The sequence below is a fragment of the Ruegeria sp. BF10 genome (assembly GCF_056538725.1).
The window spans coordinates 714214-731672 of record NZ_JBQFTR010000001.1 but is presented as its reverse complement, the minus strand read 5'-3'; the positions used below and the strand labels follow the sequence as shown (position 1 = coordinate 731672).

General features: G+C 61.5%; 18 protein-coding genes. 1 reads left to right on the top strand and 17 read right to left on the bottom strand.

The window, feature by feature from the left end; all coding sequences use genetic code 11:
* Nucleotides 1–57 precede the first annotated feature (57 nt).
* From recN to ACR0DJ_RS03660, 16 genes are all read right to left on the bottom strand, one after another.
* The gene (gene recN / locus ACR0DJ_RS03735; protein WP_480683920.1) at nt 58–1707 is read right to left on the bottom strand and encodes a DNA repair protein RecN; all 1650 of its coding nucleotides are present in this window, start codon (nt 1705–1707) and stop codon (nt 58–60) included.
* 36 nt (nt 1708–1743) lie between these two features.
* The gene (locus ACR0DJ_RS03730; RefSeq protein WP_170343724.1) at nt 1744–2607 is read right to left on the bottom strand and encodes an outer membrane protein assembly factor BamD; all 864 of its coding nucleotides are present in this window, start codon (nt 2605–2607) and stop codon (nt 1744–1746) included.
* A 126-nt stretch (nt 2608–2733) separates the two neighbouring features.
* Entirely contained in the window at nt 2734–3654 is a 921-nt protein-coding gene (gene lpxC, locus ACR0DJ_RS03725) for a UDP-3-O-acyl-N-acetylglucosamine deacetylase (protein WP_170343723.1), read from the bottom strand.
* 213 nt (nt 3655–3867) lie between these two features.
* The gene (ftsZ, locus tag ACR0DJ_RS03720; RefSeq protein WP_170343722.1) at nt 3868–5472 is read right to left on the bottom strand and encodes a cell division protein FtsZ; all 1605 of its coding nucleotides are present in this window, start codon (nt 5470–5472) and stop codon (nt 3868–3870) included.
* A gap of 348 nt (nt 5473–5820) precedes the next feature.
* Nucleotides 5821–6240: a hypothetical protein gene (locus ACR0DJ_RS03715; RefSeq protein ID WP_480683918.1), complete on the bottom strand. Its 420-nt coding sequence runs from the start codon at nt 6238–6240 to the stop codon at nt 5821–5823.
* Nucleotides 6227–7561, bottom strand: a complete 1335-nt coding sequence (ftsA, locus tag ACR0DJ_RS03710) for a cell division protein FtsA (RefSeq protein WP_170344711.1) — start codon at nt 7559–7561, stop codon at nt 6227–6229. The genes ACR0DJ_RS03715 and ftsA overlap by 14 nt, the downstream gene beginning before the upstream one ends.
* Nucleotides 7562–7569: 8 nt before the next feature.
* Nucleotides 7570–8577 carry a cell division protein FtsQ/DivIB gene (locus tag ACR0DJ_RS03705; protein ID WP_480683917.1) on the bottom strand — a complete coding sequence of 336 codons (1008 nt, stop codon included), beginning with the start codon at nt 8575–8577 and terminating at the stop codon, nt 7570–7572.
* Entirely contained in the window at nt 8565–9488 is a 924-nt protein-coding gene (locus ACR0DJ_RS03700; RefSeq protein WP_480683916.1) for a D-alanine--D-alanine ligase, read from the bottom strand. Before ACR0DJ_RS03700 ends, ACR0DJ_RS03705 begins: the two co-directional genes overlap by 13 nt.
* A gap of 102 nt (nt 9489–9590) precedes the next feature.
* Nucleotides 9591–10517, bottom strand: a complete 927-nt coding sequence (murB, locus tag ACR0DJ_RS03695; protein ID WP_480683915.1) for a UDP-N-acetylmuramate dehydrogenase — start codon at nt 10515–10517, stop codon at nt 9591–9593.
* Nucleotides 10514–10807 (bottom strand): hypothetical protein, encoded by a 294-nt coding sequence (locus tag ACR0DJ_RS03690; protein WP_480683914.1) that lies wholly within the window; start codon nt 10805–10807, stop codon nt 10514–10516. The genes murB and ACR0DJ_RS03690 overlap by 4 nt, the downstream gene beginning before the upstream one ends.
* Before the next feature lie 24 nt (nt 10808–10831).
* A complete protein-coding gene (locus ACR0DJ_RS03685) occupies nt 10832–11098 on the bottom strand; it encodes a DUF2484 family protein (RefSeq protein WP_170343716.1) in 267 nt (88 codons plus the stop codon).
* A complete protein-coding gene (locus ACR0DJ_RS03680) occupies nt 11095–11343 on the bottom strand; it encodes a DUF2484 family protein (protein WP_170343715.1) in 249 nt (82 codons plus the stop codon). The genes ACR0DJ_RS03685 and ACR0DJ_RS03680 overlap by 4 nt, the downstream gene beginning before the upstream one ends.
* A gap of 76 nt (nt 11344–11419) precedes the next feature.
* Nucleotides 11420–12829: a UDP-N-acetylmuramate--L-alanine ligase gene (gene murC, locus ACR0DJ_RS03675; RefSeq protein WP_170343714.1), complete on the bottom strand. Its 1410-nt coding sequence runs from the start codon at nt 12827–12829 to the stop codon at nt 11420–11422.
* The gene (locus ACR0DJ_RS03670) at nt 12826–13923 is read right to left on the bottom strand and encodes a UDP-N-acetylglucosamine--N-acetylmuramyl-(pentapeptide) pyrophosphoryl-undecaprenol N-acetylglucosamine transferase (protein WP_480683912.1); all 1098 of its coding nucleotides are present in this window, start codon (nt 13921–13923) and stop codon (nt 12826–12828) included. Before ACR0DJ_RS03670 ends, murC begins: the two co-directional genes overlap by 4 nt.
* Complete coding sequence (gene ftsW / locus ACR0DJ_RS03665) at nt 13923–15086, bottom strand: putative lipid II flippase FtsW (RefSeq protein WP_170343712.1); 1164 nt, start codon at nt 15084–15086, stop codon at nt 13923–13925. Before ftsW ends, ACR0DJ_RS03670 begins: the two co-directional genes overlap by 1 nt.
* A 229-nt stretch (nt 15087–15315) precedes the next feature.
* Complete coding sequence (locus ACR0DJ_RS03660; protein WP_170343711.1) at nt 15316–15651, bottom strand: cupin domain-containing protein; 336 nt, start codon at nt 15649–15651, stop codon at nt 15316–15318.
* A gap of 191 nt (nt 15652–15842) precedes the next feature.
* Between ACR0DJ_RS03660 and ACR0DJ_RS03655 the strand changes: the two genes are divergently transcribed.
* Nucleotides 15843–17024, top strand: coding sequence for a BaiN/RdsA family NAD(P)/FAD-dependent oxidoreductase (locus ACR0DJ_RS03655; RefSeq protein WP_480683911.1), 1182 nt, complete (start codon nt 15843–15845; stop codon nt 17022–17024).
* Here ACR0DJ_RS03655 and ACR0DJ_RS03650 read toward each other — a convergent pair.
* A complete protein-coding gene (locus tag ACR0DJ_RS03650) occupies nt 17021–17395 on the bottom strand; it encodes a glycine zipper family protein (protein WP_245217959.1) in 375 nt (124 codons plus the stop codon). The two genes, ACR0DJ_RS03655 and ACR0DJ_RS03650, sit on opposite strands and share 4 nt — an antisense overlap.
* Between the last annotated feature and the right edge of the window lie 64 nt (nt 17396–17459).

Genomic DNA, 17459 nt, shown 5'->3' with positions numbered 1-17459 from the left:
CGTCCATATAAAAGTGAGATAGCGACAGTGTGAGCACCAATTCACGCCATCGCCCCATCAGGCCTGCAACAGAGCCCGGGCGGCGGCACGGGCTTCTTCGGTGATGGTATCGCCGGCCACCATGCGCGCGATCTCGTCCACCCGATCCGGTTCGGCCAGAGGAATGACGGTGGACAGGGTTAGTCCGTCGGTGACCTGCTTCTGCACCCGCCAGTGATGCGCCGCCCGCGCGGCGACTTGCGGAGAGTGTGTGACAACCAGAACCTGCCCGCCCTGCGCCAGCGACGCCAGCCTGCGCCCGACCGCATCAGCGGTTGCCCCACCGACACCGCGATCGATCTCGTCAAAGATCATCGTCCGGGCACCGTCGTCGCCAGACAGGCAGACCTTGAGGGCCAGCAGGAAGCGGCTGAGTTCACCCCCCGAGGCGATCTTGTTCAACGGCCCCGCCGGCGCACCGGGGTTGGTGGCCACGGTAAAGGCCACTGCGTCGGTGCCTTCGGGGCCGGGTTCAGCCGGGGTGATTTCGGTCTGAAACACGGCACGTTCCATCTTGAGCGGGGCCAGTTCCGCCATGACGGCCGCGTCAAGCCGCCCGGCGGCCGCCTTGCGCGCGGCGCTGAGGTCGGCGGCGGCGGCGTCATAGGCCTGTTGCGCCGCTTCTACGGCTGCGCGCCTGTCTGCCAGGTCGGCATCTCCTGCCTCCAACCGGTTCAACCGGTCACGCAGAGTGTCGGCAAACGAACCCAGATCATCCGGGGCCACGTCATGTTTGCGGGCCTGCGCCCGGATGGCAAACAGGCGTTCCTCGGCCTGTTCCAATTCTGCCGGATTGAAGTCCAGCGCCTGAAGGCAGGCATTCACGCCATCCTGCGCCTCGCCCAATTCGATCATCGCGCGCCCGAGCGCTGCAATCGGTTCTTCCAACTGGCCGCCCGCATTGTCCGAGACACCTTCCAGCCAGCGGATGGCGTCGGACATGGCCCCTTCCGCCCCGTCCCCGGACAACAGGGCAAAGGCTCGCGCAACATCGTCGCGAATCCGCTCGGCCCCTTGCATCATGCGGCGGCGGGCATCCAGTTCGGCATCCTCACCGGGTTGCGGGTCAAGCTGGTCAAGCTCGGCGACCGCGTGGCGCAGGAATTCTTCCTCGCTGCGGACGGCAGCCAGAGCGGCCTCGGTCTCGGCCAGCGCCTTGCGGGTACGGGACATCGCGACCCAGGCGGTTCGCACGTTTGACAGCTGCTCCGAGACCTGTGCAAATTCGTCCAGCATCGCCCGATGACCACGCGGATTCAGCAAACCGCGGTCATCATGCTGTCCGTGCAGTTCTATCAGGGTCTCGGACAGCGCCCGCAGAACTTCGCCCGAGCACCGGCGATCATTGACCCAGGCGGTCTTGCGCCCCTCGGCCGTGTTGACGCGGCGCAGGATCAGTTCTTGCCCCCCCGGCAAACCGGCTTCGGCCAAAACCGCATGTGCGGGATGATCGGCAGAAAGCTCGAACTCGGCGACGACCTCACCCTGCGCGGCACCCTGCCGCACCAGTTCGGCCCGACCGCGCCAGCCAAGCACGAAACCCAGTGAGTCCAATAAAATCGATTTGCCCGCACCGGTTTCGCCGGTCAAGGCGTTCAAGCCCGGCTGAAAGCCCAGTTCCAGCCGGTCGATGATCAGCATATCGCGGATATCAAGGGCGCGCAGCATGAGGTCTTCAGCGTCCCGGACCCGAGGCCATCGCGATTACAACCATTCACCTTTGATGGTCTGACGATAAATCGTGCTGAGCCAGTTGTTACCGCGGCTCTTGAGATCAAGCCCGCGAGAGGTCAACAGTTTGTACGCATCGTCATACCATTCCGAGGACTGGTAGTTGTAACCAAGAATGGCACCTGCGGTCTGCGCCTCGTCCAGCAGGCCAAGCGACAGATAGGCCTCGACCAGACGATACAATGCCTCGGCGGTGTGGGATGTGGTCTGAAAGTCTTCGACCACAACACGGAACCGGTTGATCGCCGCGATATAGTGATCCTGACGCAGGTAATAGCGCCCGATCTCCATTTCCTTGCCCGCCAGATGGTCGAAGGCCAGATCGAATTTCAGAACCGCCGATGTGGCGTATTCGCTGTCTGGATAGACCTCGATCACGGTCCGCAGAGATTGCAGCGCCTGGAAGGTCAGGCCCTGGTCGCGCCCGACTTCGTCAATCTGGTCGTAATAGCTGAGCGCCAGCAGATACTGCGCATAAGCCGCATCTTCATCCGTCGGATAGAAGTCGATATAACGCTGCGCCGCCGCACGGCTTTCTTCGTAATTCTGGTCCGAATGGAACGAAAACGCCTGCATGATCAGCGCACGCTTGGCCCAGTCGGAATACGGATACAGACGTTCGACTTCCGAGAAATACCACGCCGCGTCGTCCGAGCGATTCTGCGACAGTTCGTATTCACCACGGGTATATATCTGTTCCGGCGTAAACCCTTCCAGGTTCTGTTCACGGTCCGCACCCTTGCGACCAAAAAGGCCGCCGGCGTTGCCGCATGCCGTCAAAACTGCTGCCAGAAGAATCGCACCCGCGAATCTGACTGCCGCTTTGCTGCCAACCATACCGCCCATCCTTGTCGTCTTGCTTAATGGGGTTTGCCCCGATTTGAGCCATGGTCTAGCACAGAAAATTCCGGTGCAAAACGCCTTATGCGACTTCTGGTGCAAATGTCGTCAGAGTTGATCTGATCAGGCCACTTCGGGGATTTCGTTGACGACAAGCCCCTGCCCCGGCAGGCGCGCGGCCTGTTCAGGCGTACACAGCACCGGACGCACGGCGCCCGGCGTTTCGAACAGGTTGCGCAGCAATGTGTTGGTCAGCGAATGACCCGACTTGTTTCCGGTGAAGTGACCCAAGATCGGCCCACCAGCCAGATAGAGATCACCCAGGGCGTCCAGCATCTTGTGGCGCACCGCCTCGTCGACCCGGCGGAAACCGCCCGGTGTCAGAACTTCGACGCCCTGAACGACCACGGCATTTTCAAGCGTGCCGCCCAAAGCCAACCCGTTTCGGCGCATCGCCTCGACATCCGTGCGACGGCAGAACGTGCGACAATCGCTGAGTTCACGCGCGAAGGAACCGTTGCGCATGTCCAGCGTCTTGCTCTGGCTGCCGATGGCACTGTCTTCGAAATCGATGTGGAAGTCGATGATCAGCCCGTCAGCGGGTGCTATGCTGGCGCTGGCCCCTTCACGGGATGCGGTGACGGTTTTCAGAACCTCATAGGCCAATACCGGGCTGGCCTGACGGCGCACGCCCCTGGCCATGATGCCACGCACGAAGTCAATCGAGGACCCGTCCATGATCGGAACTTCGGGACCGTCGATCTCGATGAGCGCGTTGTGCACGCCACACCCGGCAAGAGCAGCCATGATATGTTCGACGGTGGAAACCGAAACGCCGGCATCATTCACCAGTCGCGTACAAAGCGGGGTCCGTTCGACCACATGGTAGAGCGCCGGAATCATCGCATCGCCCAGTTGAATATCCGTCCGCTTGAACCAGATGCCGTGACCCGCTGCCGCCGGTTTCAGGACCATGGTCGCCGGCTTGCCGCTGTGCAGCCCGACGCCTGTAAACGTGACCGGAGATTTGAGCGTATGTTGCAAAATGGGCCTCGGTGAGTGGTGTCCAGCCTGCTTGGGCCGTGTTGGACACCCAGTTAAGGAAGCCCGCGTCAAGGCTCAACTCACTCTTTGCAACCGATTGAAACATGTATGTAACAGATCGGCAAAACCCTGCTTACATGCCTGCAAGATACTGTAAATAAACGATTAAGGGCCGCCAAATGGCAGCCCCTTGAGTGGATTTTGTTACCGCGATCAGTTGGCTTGACGGCGCAGGAAGGCCGGAATTTCGATACGGTCCTGATCCGGATCGGCCTCCTCCTGAATCGGCGCGGTCGCCTCGGACTGTCGCAAAACGGGCTGCTGCCGCGGCGGTTGGGCCGGTGTATCCGAGGCATGACCGGTCATCCGATCGATCAGACGATTGAAGCCAAAACGCGACCGTTCCTCGGGTTCCGGCTGCGAAACCGCTTCGGGTTGACGGGGCGCTGCCGGACGCTGCTGCGCCGACGGAACCTTCTGCACAGCGGCCTGCAAACGCTGCAATGCTTCGGGCGACGGGGTGCCGGCGGCATGTCCGCGCGGCGCCACGAATGCCTCGGGCGCGGGTTCAACATGCTCGGGTTGCGGTTCGAACTCGGCCACACGCGGTTGATAAGCGGGTGGCGGCAAGCCGTCATCGTCACGCTCGTCGCGCGGCTGGAATTGCGGTTGCGCCGGCTCTTCAGCGGCTTCGAACAGCGAAGGTTCGCGGTTTTCTTCCGGTTGCGGGGCGGGCTCTGCTGCGTCGGCAGCTACCCGGGTTTCTTCCTGAATATGCTCTTCAGCCGAAACCGTGCGGGTCAGCGGTTCTGACATCGAACGGCGGGCCACCGGGACTTCGGTCGTTTTTTCGCTGGCGTCGATGCCGGTCGCGACAACCGACACGCGCATTCCGCCTTCCATGGCGGTATCCAGCGTCGAGCCGACGATGATATTGGCCTCGGGGTCCACTTCCTCGCGGATGCGGTTTGCGGCTTCGTCCAGTTCGAACAGGGTCAGGTCGTGCGACCCGGTGATGTTGATCAGCACGCCCTTGGCGCCCTTGAGGCTGATTTCGTCCAACAGCGGGTTTGCAATAGCCTTTTCCGCCGCCTGGATGGCGCGGTCTTCACCTGTTGCCTCGCCGGTACCCATCATTGCCTTGCCCATCTCGTCCATCACGGCGCGAACGTCGGCAAAGTCGAGGTTGATCAGGCCGGGGCGCACCATCAGGTCGGTCACGCCTTTGACGCCCTGATACAGAACGTCGTCAGCCATCGAGAACGCCTCGGTAAAGGTGGTCTTTTCATTGGCCAGGCGGAACAGGTTCTGGTTCGGGATGATGATCAGCGTGTCGACAACCTGCTGCAATGCCTCAACGCCGTCTTCGGCCTGACGCATCCGCTTGGCGCCTTCGAACTGGAAGGGCTTGGTGACGACACCGACGGTCAGAACACCCAGTTCGCGGGCGGCCTGCGCGATGATCGGAGCAGCGCCCGTTCCGGTACCGCCGCCCATACCGGCGGTGATGAAGCACATATGCGCGCCGGCAAGGTGGTCCACGATCTGTTCGATGCTTTCCTCGGCGGCGGCCGCGCCGACGGTCGGGCGGGCCCCTGCCCCCAAACCTTCGGTGACCTTCACGCCCAGTTGCACCCGCGCCGAAGACTGGCTTTGTTGCAGTGCCTGCGCGTCGGTGTTGGCGACCACGAAATCAACGCCGTCCAACTGTTTTTCAATCATGTTGTTGACGGCGTTCCCGCCTGCACCGCCAACGCCAAATACTGTAATCCGAGGCTTCAGTTCGTCGTGCCCGGGCATCGAAAGATTCAATGTCATGCTCTGTCCGCCTGTATTTATGTTCCGCCAAAGCGGTGTTTTTCTTACCTATCCTTGTTCGATTCTAGCGGCCTGATGCCAAAAGGTCACGTCAAAAATCGCGTTTTCCCACAAAATATGGAGGAAATAAGGCAGAAACCGGCGGCATTTCGCAGGTCATGCCAGATATAGCGGAAACAACGGCGACCATCACTAGACAACCGGCATGAACGCGAGGACACATTCGTTCATCGCGCTCTGATCAACTGTCATCTACACTGCGGAAAACTGCTCAGGTCCTGCCGCGAGGCCTCTTTCGGGCCTTGTGGATATCTTGAGGGATAAATCGACACGCTGCAACCGGTTTCTTTAGCTGAGCGGAGCACCTGGGCAGTTCAGGCCGCGCTCGGTCATGGAGCGCACTTCCTGGATTTCCCCATCGACGAAAGAGGCAAGCCGCACCATAAGGTGGCCTTCGTGCAAAAACGGCCACCAGCAGACCGGAATGCCGTCCGGGTCATTGTCGTACAGAAAACACAACTGACCGTTTGGCGTCGTGATCTGCCCGTAGACACAGCCCTGCCCCTCTTCGCGCCAGACCGATACTCTTCGGTTCAGGAACTGTTCCGTTCCGACCAGACCGCCGCTGCGAATTTCATAGAACGTGAGGGTTTTGCCGACAGCCGCATCCAGAAACGCCTCGGGCGTGATCATGGTCTGGGCCGATGCCCAGCAAGGCAGCAGGGCCGCGCCCAGCGCAACCCCGCGCAGGTGCCTACCAATTGTCACGGAACCACCGCACGGCGCGCTTGAACGGGCGCGCGGCGTAGGTGTCGACCGGGATTTCAAAATCCCACCATTCGTCCTGTGGATGGGCCGCAAACAGGCTGAGGCCGACAGCGGATGAGAACCCGGGCCCGGTGGCTGACTGCGGCAGGCCATGCACGCGCAAGGGGCGGCCAAGGCGCACGCGCTGGCCCAGAATGCGGGTGGCCAGCCCGTCCAGCCCCATGATCTGGCTGCCGCCGCCGGTCAGTACGATCTGCTGGCTTGGCATGTGTTCAAACCCGGCGGCGTCAAGCCGGACGCGGACCTCTTCAAGAATTTCCTCGACACGCGGGCGCATGATGCCGATCAGCTCGGCGCGGCTGACGGTGCGGCGGTCGTGTTCCCAGTCGCCGGTGTCACCACCGATATCAATCATATCCCTGTCGTCGGCGCCGGTGGCATGAACGCCACCATTGAATGTCTTGATCCGTTCCGCCACGGCGGCAGGCACACCCAGACCCATCGAGATATCGGCGGTCACGTGATCGCCGCCCATGCGCACGCAATCAGCATAGATCATGTGCTTCTTCATGAAGATCGAAACGCTCGTGGTGCCGCCGCCCATGTCGATACAGGCCGCGCCCAGTTCCTGCTCGTCTTCGACCAGAGCCGAGATGCCCGAGACATAGGCCGAGTTGGCAATACCCGCGAGTTCAAGATCGCAGCGCTTGATACAGCGCACGATGTTCTGGATCGCTGACGAATCCACGGTCAGCATATGCATGTCGACTGCAAGGCTCTGACCCATCTGCCCGCGCGGGTCGATCAGGCCCGAACGGTTGTCGAGCGCGAAATTCACCGGTTGAGCATGCAGCACTTCGCGCCCGTCTCCATAATCCGGCACGTCGCAGGCGTTCAGAACGCGGCCCACTTCGGCCTCGGTCACGATCTGACCGTCCAGATCGACTTGTGCATCCAACCCGTAAGAGCGCGGGTTCGCGCCCGAGAAACAGGCGATCACATGGTCGACGCGGATATCGGCCATCTTTTGTGCGGCCTGAAGCGCGGTGCGGATGGCACGCTCGGTTTCCTGCATGGCGGTGACTTCGCCGAACTGGACGCCCCGCGACCGGGTGGTCGCGGCGCCGATGACGCGAAAGCCCGTCTGCCCCGCCATGGAGCCGATGGTGTTGTCCTCGCTCAGCCGACCTGTTCCGTCAAAGCGCAGCACAAGACAGGCGATTTTCGAACTGCCCACATCCAGAATCGCAATCACACCGCGTTGCAAAGCCTGCCGCCGCATCTGACGCATGGCGCGTTGGGACTGATAAAGATCGGTCATCATGGTCGTTACTGCCCGTTACTCACTGTCACTTTTGTGTTCCACCAGTCTTCGCTGGCGGCTTTGGTCATTCGGATGGTCGGACGCTGCCCGAGGCGCATGTCGACCACGGCCACGTCACGTTCCAGAAGGTCCTGCACCTCGTTCACGGCAAGCACGCGTTCCAGCGCCCGCACCGGCCGTTCGGTCGGCAGCATGATGCGCTGACCGCGGTCCAGCACCAGATCCCAGCGTCGCTCTCCCACGCGCACCAAGCCGCGCACGCGATTGCCCAGGCTGCGCGAGGTCTGAAGAAGTTCCAGCGCTTCACCCACGTGATCGTTGGCGCCCGCCCCCGCGATCAGCGGCAGATCGGCGTGGTCCTTGCGAGAGGCAGCTTCCTTGACATGCGCGCCTGTCTCATCGAGCAGTTCGAGCCCGTCATGCGTTCGCCAGACAATTACTGGCTGACGCTCGACGACATCGACTTGCAGGATGCCTCCGGGGCGGATTCTGACGGTTGCGGATTTTACCGGGTCCAGCCCGGTTATCGTGTCGCGGATCTGTTCAACATCCAGATCCCAGGAACTGATCGGGAAATCCAGCGGCACGATTTCGCGGATATCCTCGGACAGGCCGGTTCCCGCCCCATCGATGGCCATCAGGTTGACCATGAATTCGGGGCGCTCCTGAATCGAAGTGCGCACATCGGCGATGTAAGCGGCCAGTGCGTCGCGCCGGTCCTGCGAGGCAAAGAAGATGCCAACTGCGGCAGCGATGGCGCAGATCGGCAGGCCGACCTTGACACCAAGGCGAATGCCCGGCGTCAGCATCCAGCGCTGGAGCCGGTAGCTGAGGCGCGACGGCGCCGGGTCGCTGCGGCGGGCCGTGCGGGAAAACACCCGCGCGCCACGCAGGCGCAGAAGCGGTTCGGCCTCGTGCGAGTCCGTGTCGGCCGAAGCGAAATCCGCATCCGGCCCTGCAACAGGTTTGGTTCGATGGATTTCCAACGCGCGGCTGGCGGTCAGCGGTCGCATGAGGCGTCCTCCACCATCCAGGCGCAAAGTTGGCCGAATGTCATGTCCAGATGGGCGGCCTGCTCCGGGGCCAGAGATGTGGGCGTCATGCCGGGCTGGGTGTTCGTCTCAAGCAGGAACAGCCCATCGGCACCCAAGCGGTCATCCCAGCGGAAATCGGTGCGGCTGACGCCTCTGCACCCCAACACAACATGCGCGCGCACGGCATAATCCATGCAGCGATCAAAGATGTCCGGTGGCACATCGGCAGGCAGAACGTGCCATGACCCGCCGGGTTTGTATTTGGCATCGTAGTCATACCAACCGCCATCGGTCATGATCTCGGTCACGGTCAGGGCGCGGTCGCCCATCACCGTTACGGTCAGTTCGCGCCCCGCGACATATTTCTCGACCATGATCTGATCAGGCATGTCTTCGGACAGCTGCGGCGGGCCATTGGCATTTTCGTGGACGATGTAAATCCCGACGCTGGAGCCTTCGTTGTTTGGCTTGGCCACATAGGGCGGCTCCATCACGTGGGCTTCGATCACCTCAAGCCTGGGAACGATCACGCTTGGAACGACAGGCAGACCTTCGGCCTGATAGACGTCCTTGCTGCGTTGTTTGTCCATTGCCAGCGCCGAGGCCAACACGCCGGAATGCGTGTAGGGAATGCGCATCCATTCCAGCAGGCCCTGCACACAGCCATCTTCGCCCCAGCGGCCATGCAGGGCGTTGAAAACCACATCCGGCTTGATGTCCGCAAGGCGCGCGCAGAGGTCGGGACCTGCGTCCAGTTCGACCACTTCAAAGCCTTCTCCCACAAGGGCGGCTGCGCATTCGCGCCCAGAGCTGAGAGACACCTCGCGTTCCGCCGAGGGGCCACCCATCAATACCGCCACTTTGGGGTTTGTCCTGCTCGACATACCCAACGTGCGCCTCAATGTCCCCGGACCTTATATGGTGGTCCGTACTGTGTTTATGCCTTTGATCCGTCGCCTGATTTTGCCTGTTTTGGTCTGACGGTCCGGGCTTTATTCTTTCACCGGATCTCCGACCCGCATGATTTCCCACTCTAGCGTGATGCCGCTTGTTTCGTAAACCTTTTTTCGCACCTCTTCGCCAAGGCCTTCGAGGTCGGCAGCGGTGGCTGAACCGGTATTGATCAGGAAATTCGAGTGTTTCGGGCTCATCTGCGCGCCGCCAAGCGTCGCACCGCGCATCCCCGCATCGTCGATCACCTTCCACGCCTTGAGATCATGCACGTCATCCGCCTGTCCGGTCGAGGAAAACCCGGCTGGATTGCGGAAGGTCGACCCCGCGCTGCGGTCCTTGGTGGGCTGGGTTTCGTCGCGTTTTTTCAACTGCGCCGCCATCCGGGCATGGAGGTCTTGGGGATTGCCCGAAGGGCCCTCGAACACAGCCGAAATCAGCACCGCGCCTTCCGGCAGGTCCGTCTGGCGATAGCGAAAGTTCAAGTCTTCGGGCGTCAATTCCACAAGATCCCCTTGCCGGGTGACAATGGTGGCCTTGCGCAACACGTCCGCCGTGTAACTGCCATAACAGCCCGCATTCATGCGCACCGCACCGCCGATCGAGCCGGGAATGGTACGCAGAAAGGTCAGGTCTACGCCCGCGTCCGCCGCCTTGCGCGCCACATGCGCATCCAGCGCCGCAGCCCCTGCCGTAACCGTATTGCCGTCAACCGAGATCGTGTTGAACCCGCGCCCCAACCGGATCACAACGGCCCGCAGACCCCCATCCCGAACAATCAGGTTCGAACCGACACCGATCGGAAAGATCGGGGTTTCTGCGGGCAGTTCCCGCAGGAACGCTTGCAGGTCTTCGATATCGGCAGGCTGGAACAGGTAATCGGCCGGGCCGCCAACGCGAAGCCAAGTGAGGTCAGAGAGAGGCCGCGCGCGCGACAGGCGGCCTTTCGGAACGGGAAACGTTGTCATGCGTCAGCACGCACCGCCAGGCTGCGTCCGCCCACACCGCCCATGATCGCGGCGAACAGAAAGGGAAGAACGCCGGCGGTCAGCCAGACCAGCGGGCCGAACGCCTGTTCTTCTTCGCCGGTTCCGATACCGGCCAGCACCACGATCAACGCCAAGCCGACGGCCGAGGCCAGACCGATCACCCATAACAGGCCGCGCAGGCCCAACCAGCGGCCCGCCGTGAAACCGGCAGTGGCCCCGATAAGGAAGGAAAGAAGCGGCAGATAGGCAAATGTAGCGACCGACGCCATGGCGGATCTCCTGAAACTGGCCGGTTATTTGTCAGCCGCCTTCATGCCCTGCATTTTCGTCTTTGTCCAACGGGTCAGATAAATGACGGGCCAGCGCAGCACAGACATCCCCATGGCCAGCACCAGCAAGCCGATCCACGGGCCGTTCTGATAGGTGACATACCCCAGAATCGGAATGCCCACGGCGATCAGGATATAGGCGCGCGTCCAATGGTTGTCTTTGCTCGGGATCATTGCCAGCAGATTCGCGGAAACGCCCCACAGACCGGCAAGGGCGATGGACCAGTTCATTCCATGACCTCCCCTCGCACCCATTTCCGCCAATAGAACCGGATCGGGTTGCGGAACATCGAAACGAAACCGCCAAAGGCAAAAACGGACCAGAACCAACCGTGGTCATATCCCAGCCAGACGATCAGAACCGGAGCGCAGATCAGCAGGGTCACGCCGGGCGGAAACTGCATTCGCATCGGCAAGAACGCCACGATCGTGGCGCAGATCACCCAAAGGGCGGCAAGGATCATCGAATAGTCCACTTGTCCCCTCCGAGGGTATGCGACGGTTGCGGGCAGGTTACCACACTTTCAGGTTGTGCGCCAAACAGAAGGGGCGTCAAACAGCTTGTTTTCGTTGCAGTCTCTCGGGCAGGCCGTTGGCCCAGGCGCTGATCGTGCCAGCCCCGAGACAGACAACCATATCGCCCGGGCGGGCCTGTTCCAGCACGAGCCGTTCCAGATCGGCCTCGTCCAGCAGCGCGCGGGCGTGGCGGTGGCCGTGACGGATCAGGCCCTGCACCAGATCATCACGCGATGCGCCTTCGATCGGGTCTTCGCCGGCGGCAAAAATGTCGGCAATGGCCACGACATCGGCGTCGTTGAAACAGGTGCAGAAATCGTCGAACAGGTTGGACAGGCGCGAATAGCGGTGCGGTTGGTGCACCGCGATCACGCGGCCTTCGGTCGCCTGGCGCGCGGCTTTCAGAACAGCGGCAATCTCGACCGGGTGGTGGCCGTAATCGTCGATGATGGTGACGCCGTCGACTTCCCCGACCTTGGTGAAGCGACGGTTGACGCCGCCGAAATTGGCCAGCGCGTCGCGGATTTCCGAGGCTTTCATGCCCAGATGGCGGGCAACGGCCACGGCGGACAGTGCGTTCGAGACATTATGGTCTCCGGGCATCGGCAGGGTGCAGCCTTCGATCACCTTGTCTTCGTATTGCAGGTGGATATCGAAATGCGCGACGCCGCCTTTGTAGGTCAGGTTCTCGGCCCGCACGTCGGCCTGCGCGTTGAAGCCATAGGTGCGCACGCGGCGGTCGGTGATGCGGCCCACCAGAGCCTGCACCTCGGCATGGTCGGTGCAGCACACGGCCAGCCCGTAGAAGGGGATGTTCGAGACGAATTCATGGAAGCCCGCGCGCAGCTTGTCGAAATCGCCCCAATGCTCCATATGCTCGGGGTCGATATTGGTGACGATGGCGATGGTCGCGGGCAGGCGGTTGAACGAGCCGTCGGATTCGTCGGCCTCGACCACCATCCATTCGCCCTGTCCCATACGGGCATTCGAGCCATAGGCATGGATGATGCCGCCATTGATCACGGTCGGGTCAAAATCCCCTGCCACCATCAGTTCGGCCATCATGGTGGTCGTGGTGGTCTTGCCGTGGGTCCCGGCAATGGCGATGTTGGATTTCAGCCGCATCAGTTCGGCCAGCATGTCAGCCCGGCGGACAACAGGCAGGCCCTGTGCCCGCGCTTCGTCCAGTTCCGGATTGCCCGGTTTGATCGCGGTCGAAACAACCACAACGGCCGCGTTTTCAAGGTTTTCGGCGCGTTGACCGACAAAGATCTCGGCCCCCAGACTTGCCAGCCGGTCGGTGATCTTCGATGCCTTGAGGTCCGAACCCTGCACCCGGTACCCCAGATTGAGCAGCACCTCGGCGATACCTGACATCCCGATCCCGCCGATCCCCACGAAGTGAATCGGCCCTACGTCCTGCGGCAGTTTGGTTGCTGGGTTCATGCGGTCTCCTTCTGCGCCAATTGCTCGACGAGGGCCGTCAGACGCTCGGTGGCGTCAGGTGCCCCGACGGACAAGGCGGCATGGGCCATTTTCTGTGCGGCTTTGGGGTTCGTGAGAACCGTGGTGATTTGCTGTGTCAGCGCAGGAACGTCAAGTGCCTTTTCCGGGATCATGATGGCCCCGCCCGCCTGCACCAACCCACGTGCGTTCGCCGTCTGATGATCTCCGGCGGCGGCGGCAAAGGGGATCAGGATCGACGGGCGCCCGATGACCGAGATATCGGCAACGCTGGACGCGCCAGACCGTGAGATCACCAGCTGGGCATCCGACATGCGACGGGGGACATCGTCGAAGAAGGGCTGCACATCGGCGCGAATGCCGTGTTCGTTGTAGAAGGCTGTGACGCGCTCGCCGTCCTCGTCCCGCGCCTGATGCGAGACGCGGATGTGATTGCGGATGTCTTCGGGCAGTGCGGCGATGGCTCCGGGCACAACATCGCTGAGGATGCGGGCACCTTGCGACCCGCCCATGACAAGGACCGACATCGGGTAATCACCGGGCGGAATGTAACCGGCTGCGGCGCGGTCCAGAACGGCGGACCGGACCGGGTTGCCAGTGTGGATGCCATGTGCGCCTTCGGGCAGGTCCGTGGGCCAGACACCGCAGGCCACCTGCGCGACACGGGTGGCGAACACCTGGTTCACACGTCCCAACACTCCGTTCTGTTCGTGGATCATGCGCGGGACTTTGAGCATGGTCGCCGCGCTCAGCGCCGGGATCGAAGGATACCCGCCGAAGCCCACAACAACATCGGGCTTGTCCCGCATCATCTGGAATACCATGCCAGCCACGCCGCCGGCGATCTTGGGGCCGGCCATGGCCTTGGCCGCCAGACCGCCACGCGCGAAAGTGGCCGAGGATGCCTCGACAATCTCGGTCGAATGCGGGAAACCTCCGGTATAACGGGCGCCGCGCGGATCGGTAGACAGCCGCACACGCCAGCCCTTGTTCAGCATCGCCTCGGCCAGCGCCTGAGCCGGGAACATGTGGCCCCCGGTCCCACCAGCCGCAATCAACAGGTATGGAGTCCCCATTATCCTCGTCCGCGCAGAATATCGCCAAGTTCGCCCTGTGGGCGGTTACGGGTGAAGGCCAGCAGCATTCCGACCGCAATACCGCCTGCAATCAGCGATGAGCCGCCATAGCTGACAAAAGGCAGCGTCATGCCCTTCGCGGGCAGCAGACGTACCGCAACACCCATGTTGATCATCGCCTGCACGCCGAACATGCACGCCAGACCGGTGCCCGCCAGACGGATGAACATGTCGCGTTCCCGCATCAGGCGCAGCAGCGAGCGCACCACGATCAACGAATAAAGCGCGATGATGATGAGCACCAGAATCAGGCCGTATTCCTCGGCCGCGACGGCAATGATGAAATCGGTATGCGCATCCGGCAGAGACCATTTGACCTGCCCCTCACCCACGCCGACACCGAACAAACCACCTTCACGAATGGCGTTGGTGGCATAGCCCAGCTGCGTGGTCGGATCGACCTCTTGATTCAGAAAGCCATCGATACGGCGGGCAAAATGTTCAGAATTGGAATAGGCGAACATACCGCCCAGAACAACAAACCCGGCCATTCCGACCAGCAGCAGCATCGGCGCCCCGGCGACAAAGTACATCACCCCCCAGCCGAACAGGATCAGGCAGGCCTGGCCGAAATCAGGCTGCATCACCAGCATGCCGACTATCGCCATGCACAGGGCAAACGACCAGATTCGCCCCGGCGGGCCGTTTATCTCTTGTGAGGCAGCCAGCAGCCATGCAGCGACGACGACGAAGCCGGGTTTCAGAAACTCGGACGGTTGAAGCGAGGCAAACCCCAGCGAGTACCAGCGCACCGCGCCCTTGCCAAAATCAGTTCCGAACACGGGCAGGAAAACCAGCGCCACGAATGCCCCCAGAAAGCCCAGCACCGCCAGCCGCCGCACCAGCGTCGGCGACATCATCGAGGTCAGCAGCATCGCAATCAGCGCCAATCCGCCGAAGATGGCCTGACGTTCGACATAATGGAACGGATCGAACCCGTTTCGCCCGGCCAGCGGAGGCGAAGACGCCAGCCCCAGCAACAGACCGATGGCAAACAGGATCAGAACGCAGGACATCGTCCAGCGATCGATTGTACGCCACCATTTCGGTAGAATCGGTTCGCCGCGCTGGTCCTGGACCGCGCCATACACCATCTCAGTCATGAGATACCGCCACTCTCTGCCTCGTCAACGCCCCGTTTTCGGGGTCTGTTTGAGACTTTACAGGGATTTTTGTTTTTGGGCTAGCAGAATGAAGCAATAAGGCAGAAATCAACCTGCCATGCCCAAGGTGTCCCCCTTCTGCATCTGGCTGACCTTTGATATCGCAATGTTAGCCGCGCCACTTGGTCGAGCGGCGTGTGATGAAACCTACTAGGTGTTGCTCATTGCGCTAACCTTTGATCGGATATCGGTCGGGCTCTTCAAACACATCGATGACACGAGACCCCGCCTTGATGGTCCCTCCGTGCTCCACTCCGCTTGGGATCGAGTAGCTGTCGCCGGGGCGGTAGATGCGGGTCTGGCCACCGATCGTGAGTTCAATTTCCCCCTCGACCACTGTCCCCCATTGGGCACCATGCGAATGCAGGGGAAGCTCCATGTCCTTGAGGAAAGTGAAGAAAGCGACCAGCCCTGCATCTGATCGAATGACGGCCGTCTGCACCACGTCTTCAGGAAAAGGCACATCCAGTTTTGGAAATGACGAAATAAATTCGGGAAACTGCATTGGAAATTCCTTTTGTCAGCTTGTTTTGTCAAAGCCTCTTTGCGTTAAAGCCGCAGCATGACAGCGCGCTGAACATCTGGCAATCGGCATGTCGGTTGACCTCAAATCTGGGAATGCGCGGGCAGTGCGTCTCATGCACTACTTCGGCATGAGGCCTTGCCATCCCGATTAATCCACGCCATCCCCCGCCCATGACCTACGACACGATCATCCTTGGGGCCGGGGCTGCCGGCATGATGTGTGCGGCCCATTGCGGCGGGCGCGTGCTGGTGATTGATCACGCCAAGGCACCCGGCGAGAAAATCCGCATCTCGGGTGGCGGGCGCTGCAATTTCACCAACATGCATGCCGCGCCGGGCAATTTCCTGTCGCAGAACCCGCATTTCTGCAAATCCGCCCTTGCACGGTACACGCAATGGGATTTCGTCGATCTGGTCGGACGTCACAACATCGCCTGGCATGAAAAAACCCTGGGCCAGCTGTTCTGCGATGGCTCTTCGAAACAGATCATCCGGATGTTGCTGGATGAAATGAGCGGTGCAGGAGCAGAGCTGTGGGTTCAAACCTCGCTGCGTGATCTGCGCAAGACCGAAAGCGGCTTTGCACTGGAGGTGGAGCGTGACGGGCAAAGGCAGCATCTGACCTGCACCAATCTGGTGCTGGCAACGGGCGGGAAATCGATCCCCAAGATGGGCGCAACCGGGCTGGCCTATGACATCGCGCGCCAGTTCGGGTTGCGGATGACCGAGACGCGGGCGGCGCTGGTGCCGTTCACCTTCTCGGACGGGCGGTTCAAGGACCTGTCCGGTGTTTCACTGCCCGTGCGACTGTCGAATGATCGCGCCAGCTTCGACGAGGCGCTGCTGTTCACCCATCGCGGCCTCAGCGGACCGTCAGTGTTGCAATTGTCGTCTTACTGGCGCGAAGGTGAGCCGATCCGGGTGAACCTGATCCCCGATCTGCCTCTGCTTGATCTGTTGCGCACACAGCGGCAAAGCGCAGGGCGCAAGGCGCTGACCACTGAACTGGCGCGGCATCTGCCGGCCCGGCTGGTCGATCACCTGTGCCGGATCATTCCGATGTCCGGGAAGCTGGCGGATCAGTCGGACGCGAAACTGGCCGAGCTGACCGCGGCCTTGTCCGCGTGGCAACTGGTGCCGTCGGGAACCGAAGGGTATCGCACCGCCGAAGTCACCTTGGGCGGGATCGACACGGATGATTTGTCCTCGAAAACGATGGAGGCCAGGGATGTCCCCGGCCTCTATGCGATTGGTGAAGCGGTGGATGTCACCGGCTGGTTGGGCGGCTACAACTTCCAGTGGGCATGGTCGTCAGGCCATGCCGCAGGTGTTGCAATTGCCGCAGGGCGTTAGCCTACGACGTTGTACCCGCGCCCACGCATGCAGTTGCGCACGATCACTTCCTTGTTCTGGTTTTTGTTGATGACGTCTGCGCCAGCACCTACCAGGGCACCTGCCACAGCCGCGCGACCAAGATTGTCGCTGCTGTCCTGAACGATCCCGGTAACGGCCGCGGCACCCGCTGCGCCAATTGCCGCGTTCCCTGCGGTAGAGCCATCAACGCTGCTCTGCGATGCCGCCAGTTGTTGGCATTGTTGCAGGTCCACGTTGTAGTTCGGACCGACCGGGCCGTCGACAATGGGCTGATAGTTGGCACCCGTATTGGTACAGGCCCCCGCAACAAGAATGGCAGGCAGGATCAGAGAAAGTCTACGAAATGGCATAGTCATAACCTCGTGTTGAATCTGGAGGCAGGCAAAACCAATAGTGATGCCGCGTCAAGCTGAT

What these genes read in the sequence shown, in the direction of transcription:
- recN (WP_480683920.1), bottom strand. Translation starts at nt 1,707, where the DNA reads ATGCTGCGCGCCCTTGATATCCGCGATATGCTGATCATCGACCGGCTG.
- ACR0DJ_RS03730 (WP_170343724.1), bottom strand. Translation starts at nt 2,607, where the DNA reads ATGGTTGGCAGCAAAGCGGCAGTCAGATTCGCGGGTGCGATTCTTCTG.
- ftsZ (WP_170343722.1), bottom strand. Translation starts at nt 5,472, where the DNA reads ATGACATTGAATCTTTCGATGCCCGGGCACGACGAACTGAAGCCTCGG.
- ftsA (WP_170344711.1), bottom strand. Translation starts at nt 7,561, where the DNA reads ATGACCGATCTTTATCAGTCCCAACGCGCCATGCGTCAGATGCGGCGG.
- ACR0DJ_RS03705 (WP_480683917.1), bottom strand. Translation starts at nt 8,577, where the DNA reads ATGCGACCGCTGACCGCCAGCCGCGCGTTGGAAATCCATCGAACCAAA.
- murB (WP_480683915.1), bottom strand. Translation starts at nt 10,517, where the DNA reads ATGACAACGTTTCCCGTTCCGAAAGGCCGCCTGTCGCGCGCGCGGCCT.
- ACR0DJ_RS03690 (WP_480683914.1), bottom strand. Translation starts at nt 10,807, where the DNA reads ATGGCGTCGGTCGCTACATTTGCCTATCTGCCGCTTCTTTCCTTCCTT.
- ACR0DJ_RS03685 (WP_170343716.1), bottom strand. Translation starts at nt 11,098, where the DNA reads ATGAACTGGTCCATCGCCCTTGCCGGTCTGTGGGGCGTTTCCGCGAAT.
- murC (WP_170343714.1), bottom strand. Translation starts at nt 12,829, where the DNA reads ATGAACCCAGCAACCAAACTGCCGCAGGACGTAGGGCCGATTCACTTC.
- ACR0DJ_RS03670 (WP_480683912.1), bottom strand. Translation starts at nt 13,923, where the DNA reads ATGGGGACTCCATACCTGTTGATTGCGGCTGGTGGGACCGGGGGCCAC.
- ftsW (WP_170343712.1), bottom strand. Translation starts at nt 15,086, where the DNA reads ATGACTGAGATGGTGTATGGCGCGGTCCAGGACCAGCGCGGCGAACCG.
- ACR0DJ_RS03660 (WP_170343711.1), bottom strand. Translation starts at nt 15,651, where the DNA reads ATGCAGTTTCCCGAATTTATTTCGTCATTTCCAAAACTGGATGTGCCT.
- ACR0DJ_RS03655 (WP_480683911.1), top strand. Translation starts at nt 15,843, where the DNA reads ATGACCTACGACACGATCATCCTTGGGGCCGGGGCTGCCGGCATGATG.
- ACR0DJ_RS03650 (WP_245217959.1), bottom strand. Translation starts at nt 17,395, where the DNA reads ATGCCATTTCGTAGACTTTCTCTGATCCTGCCTGCCATTCTTGTTGCG.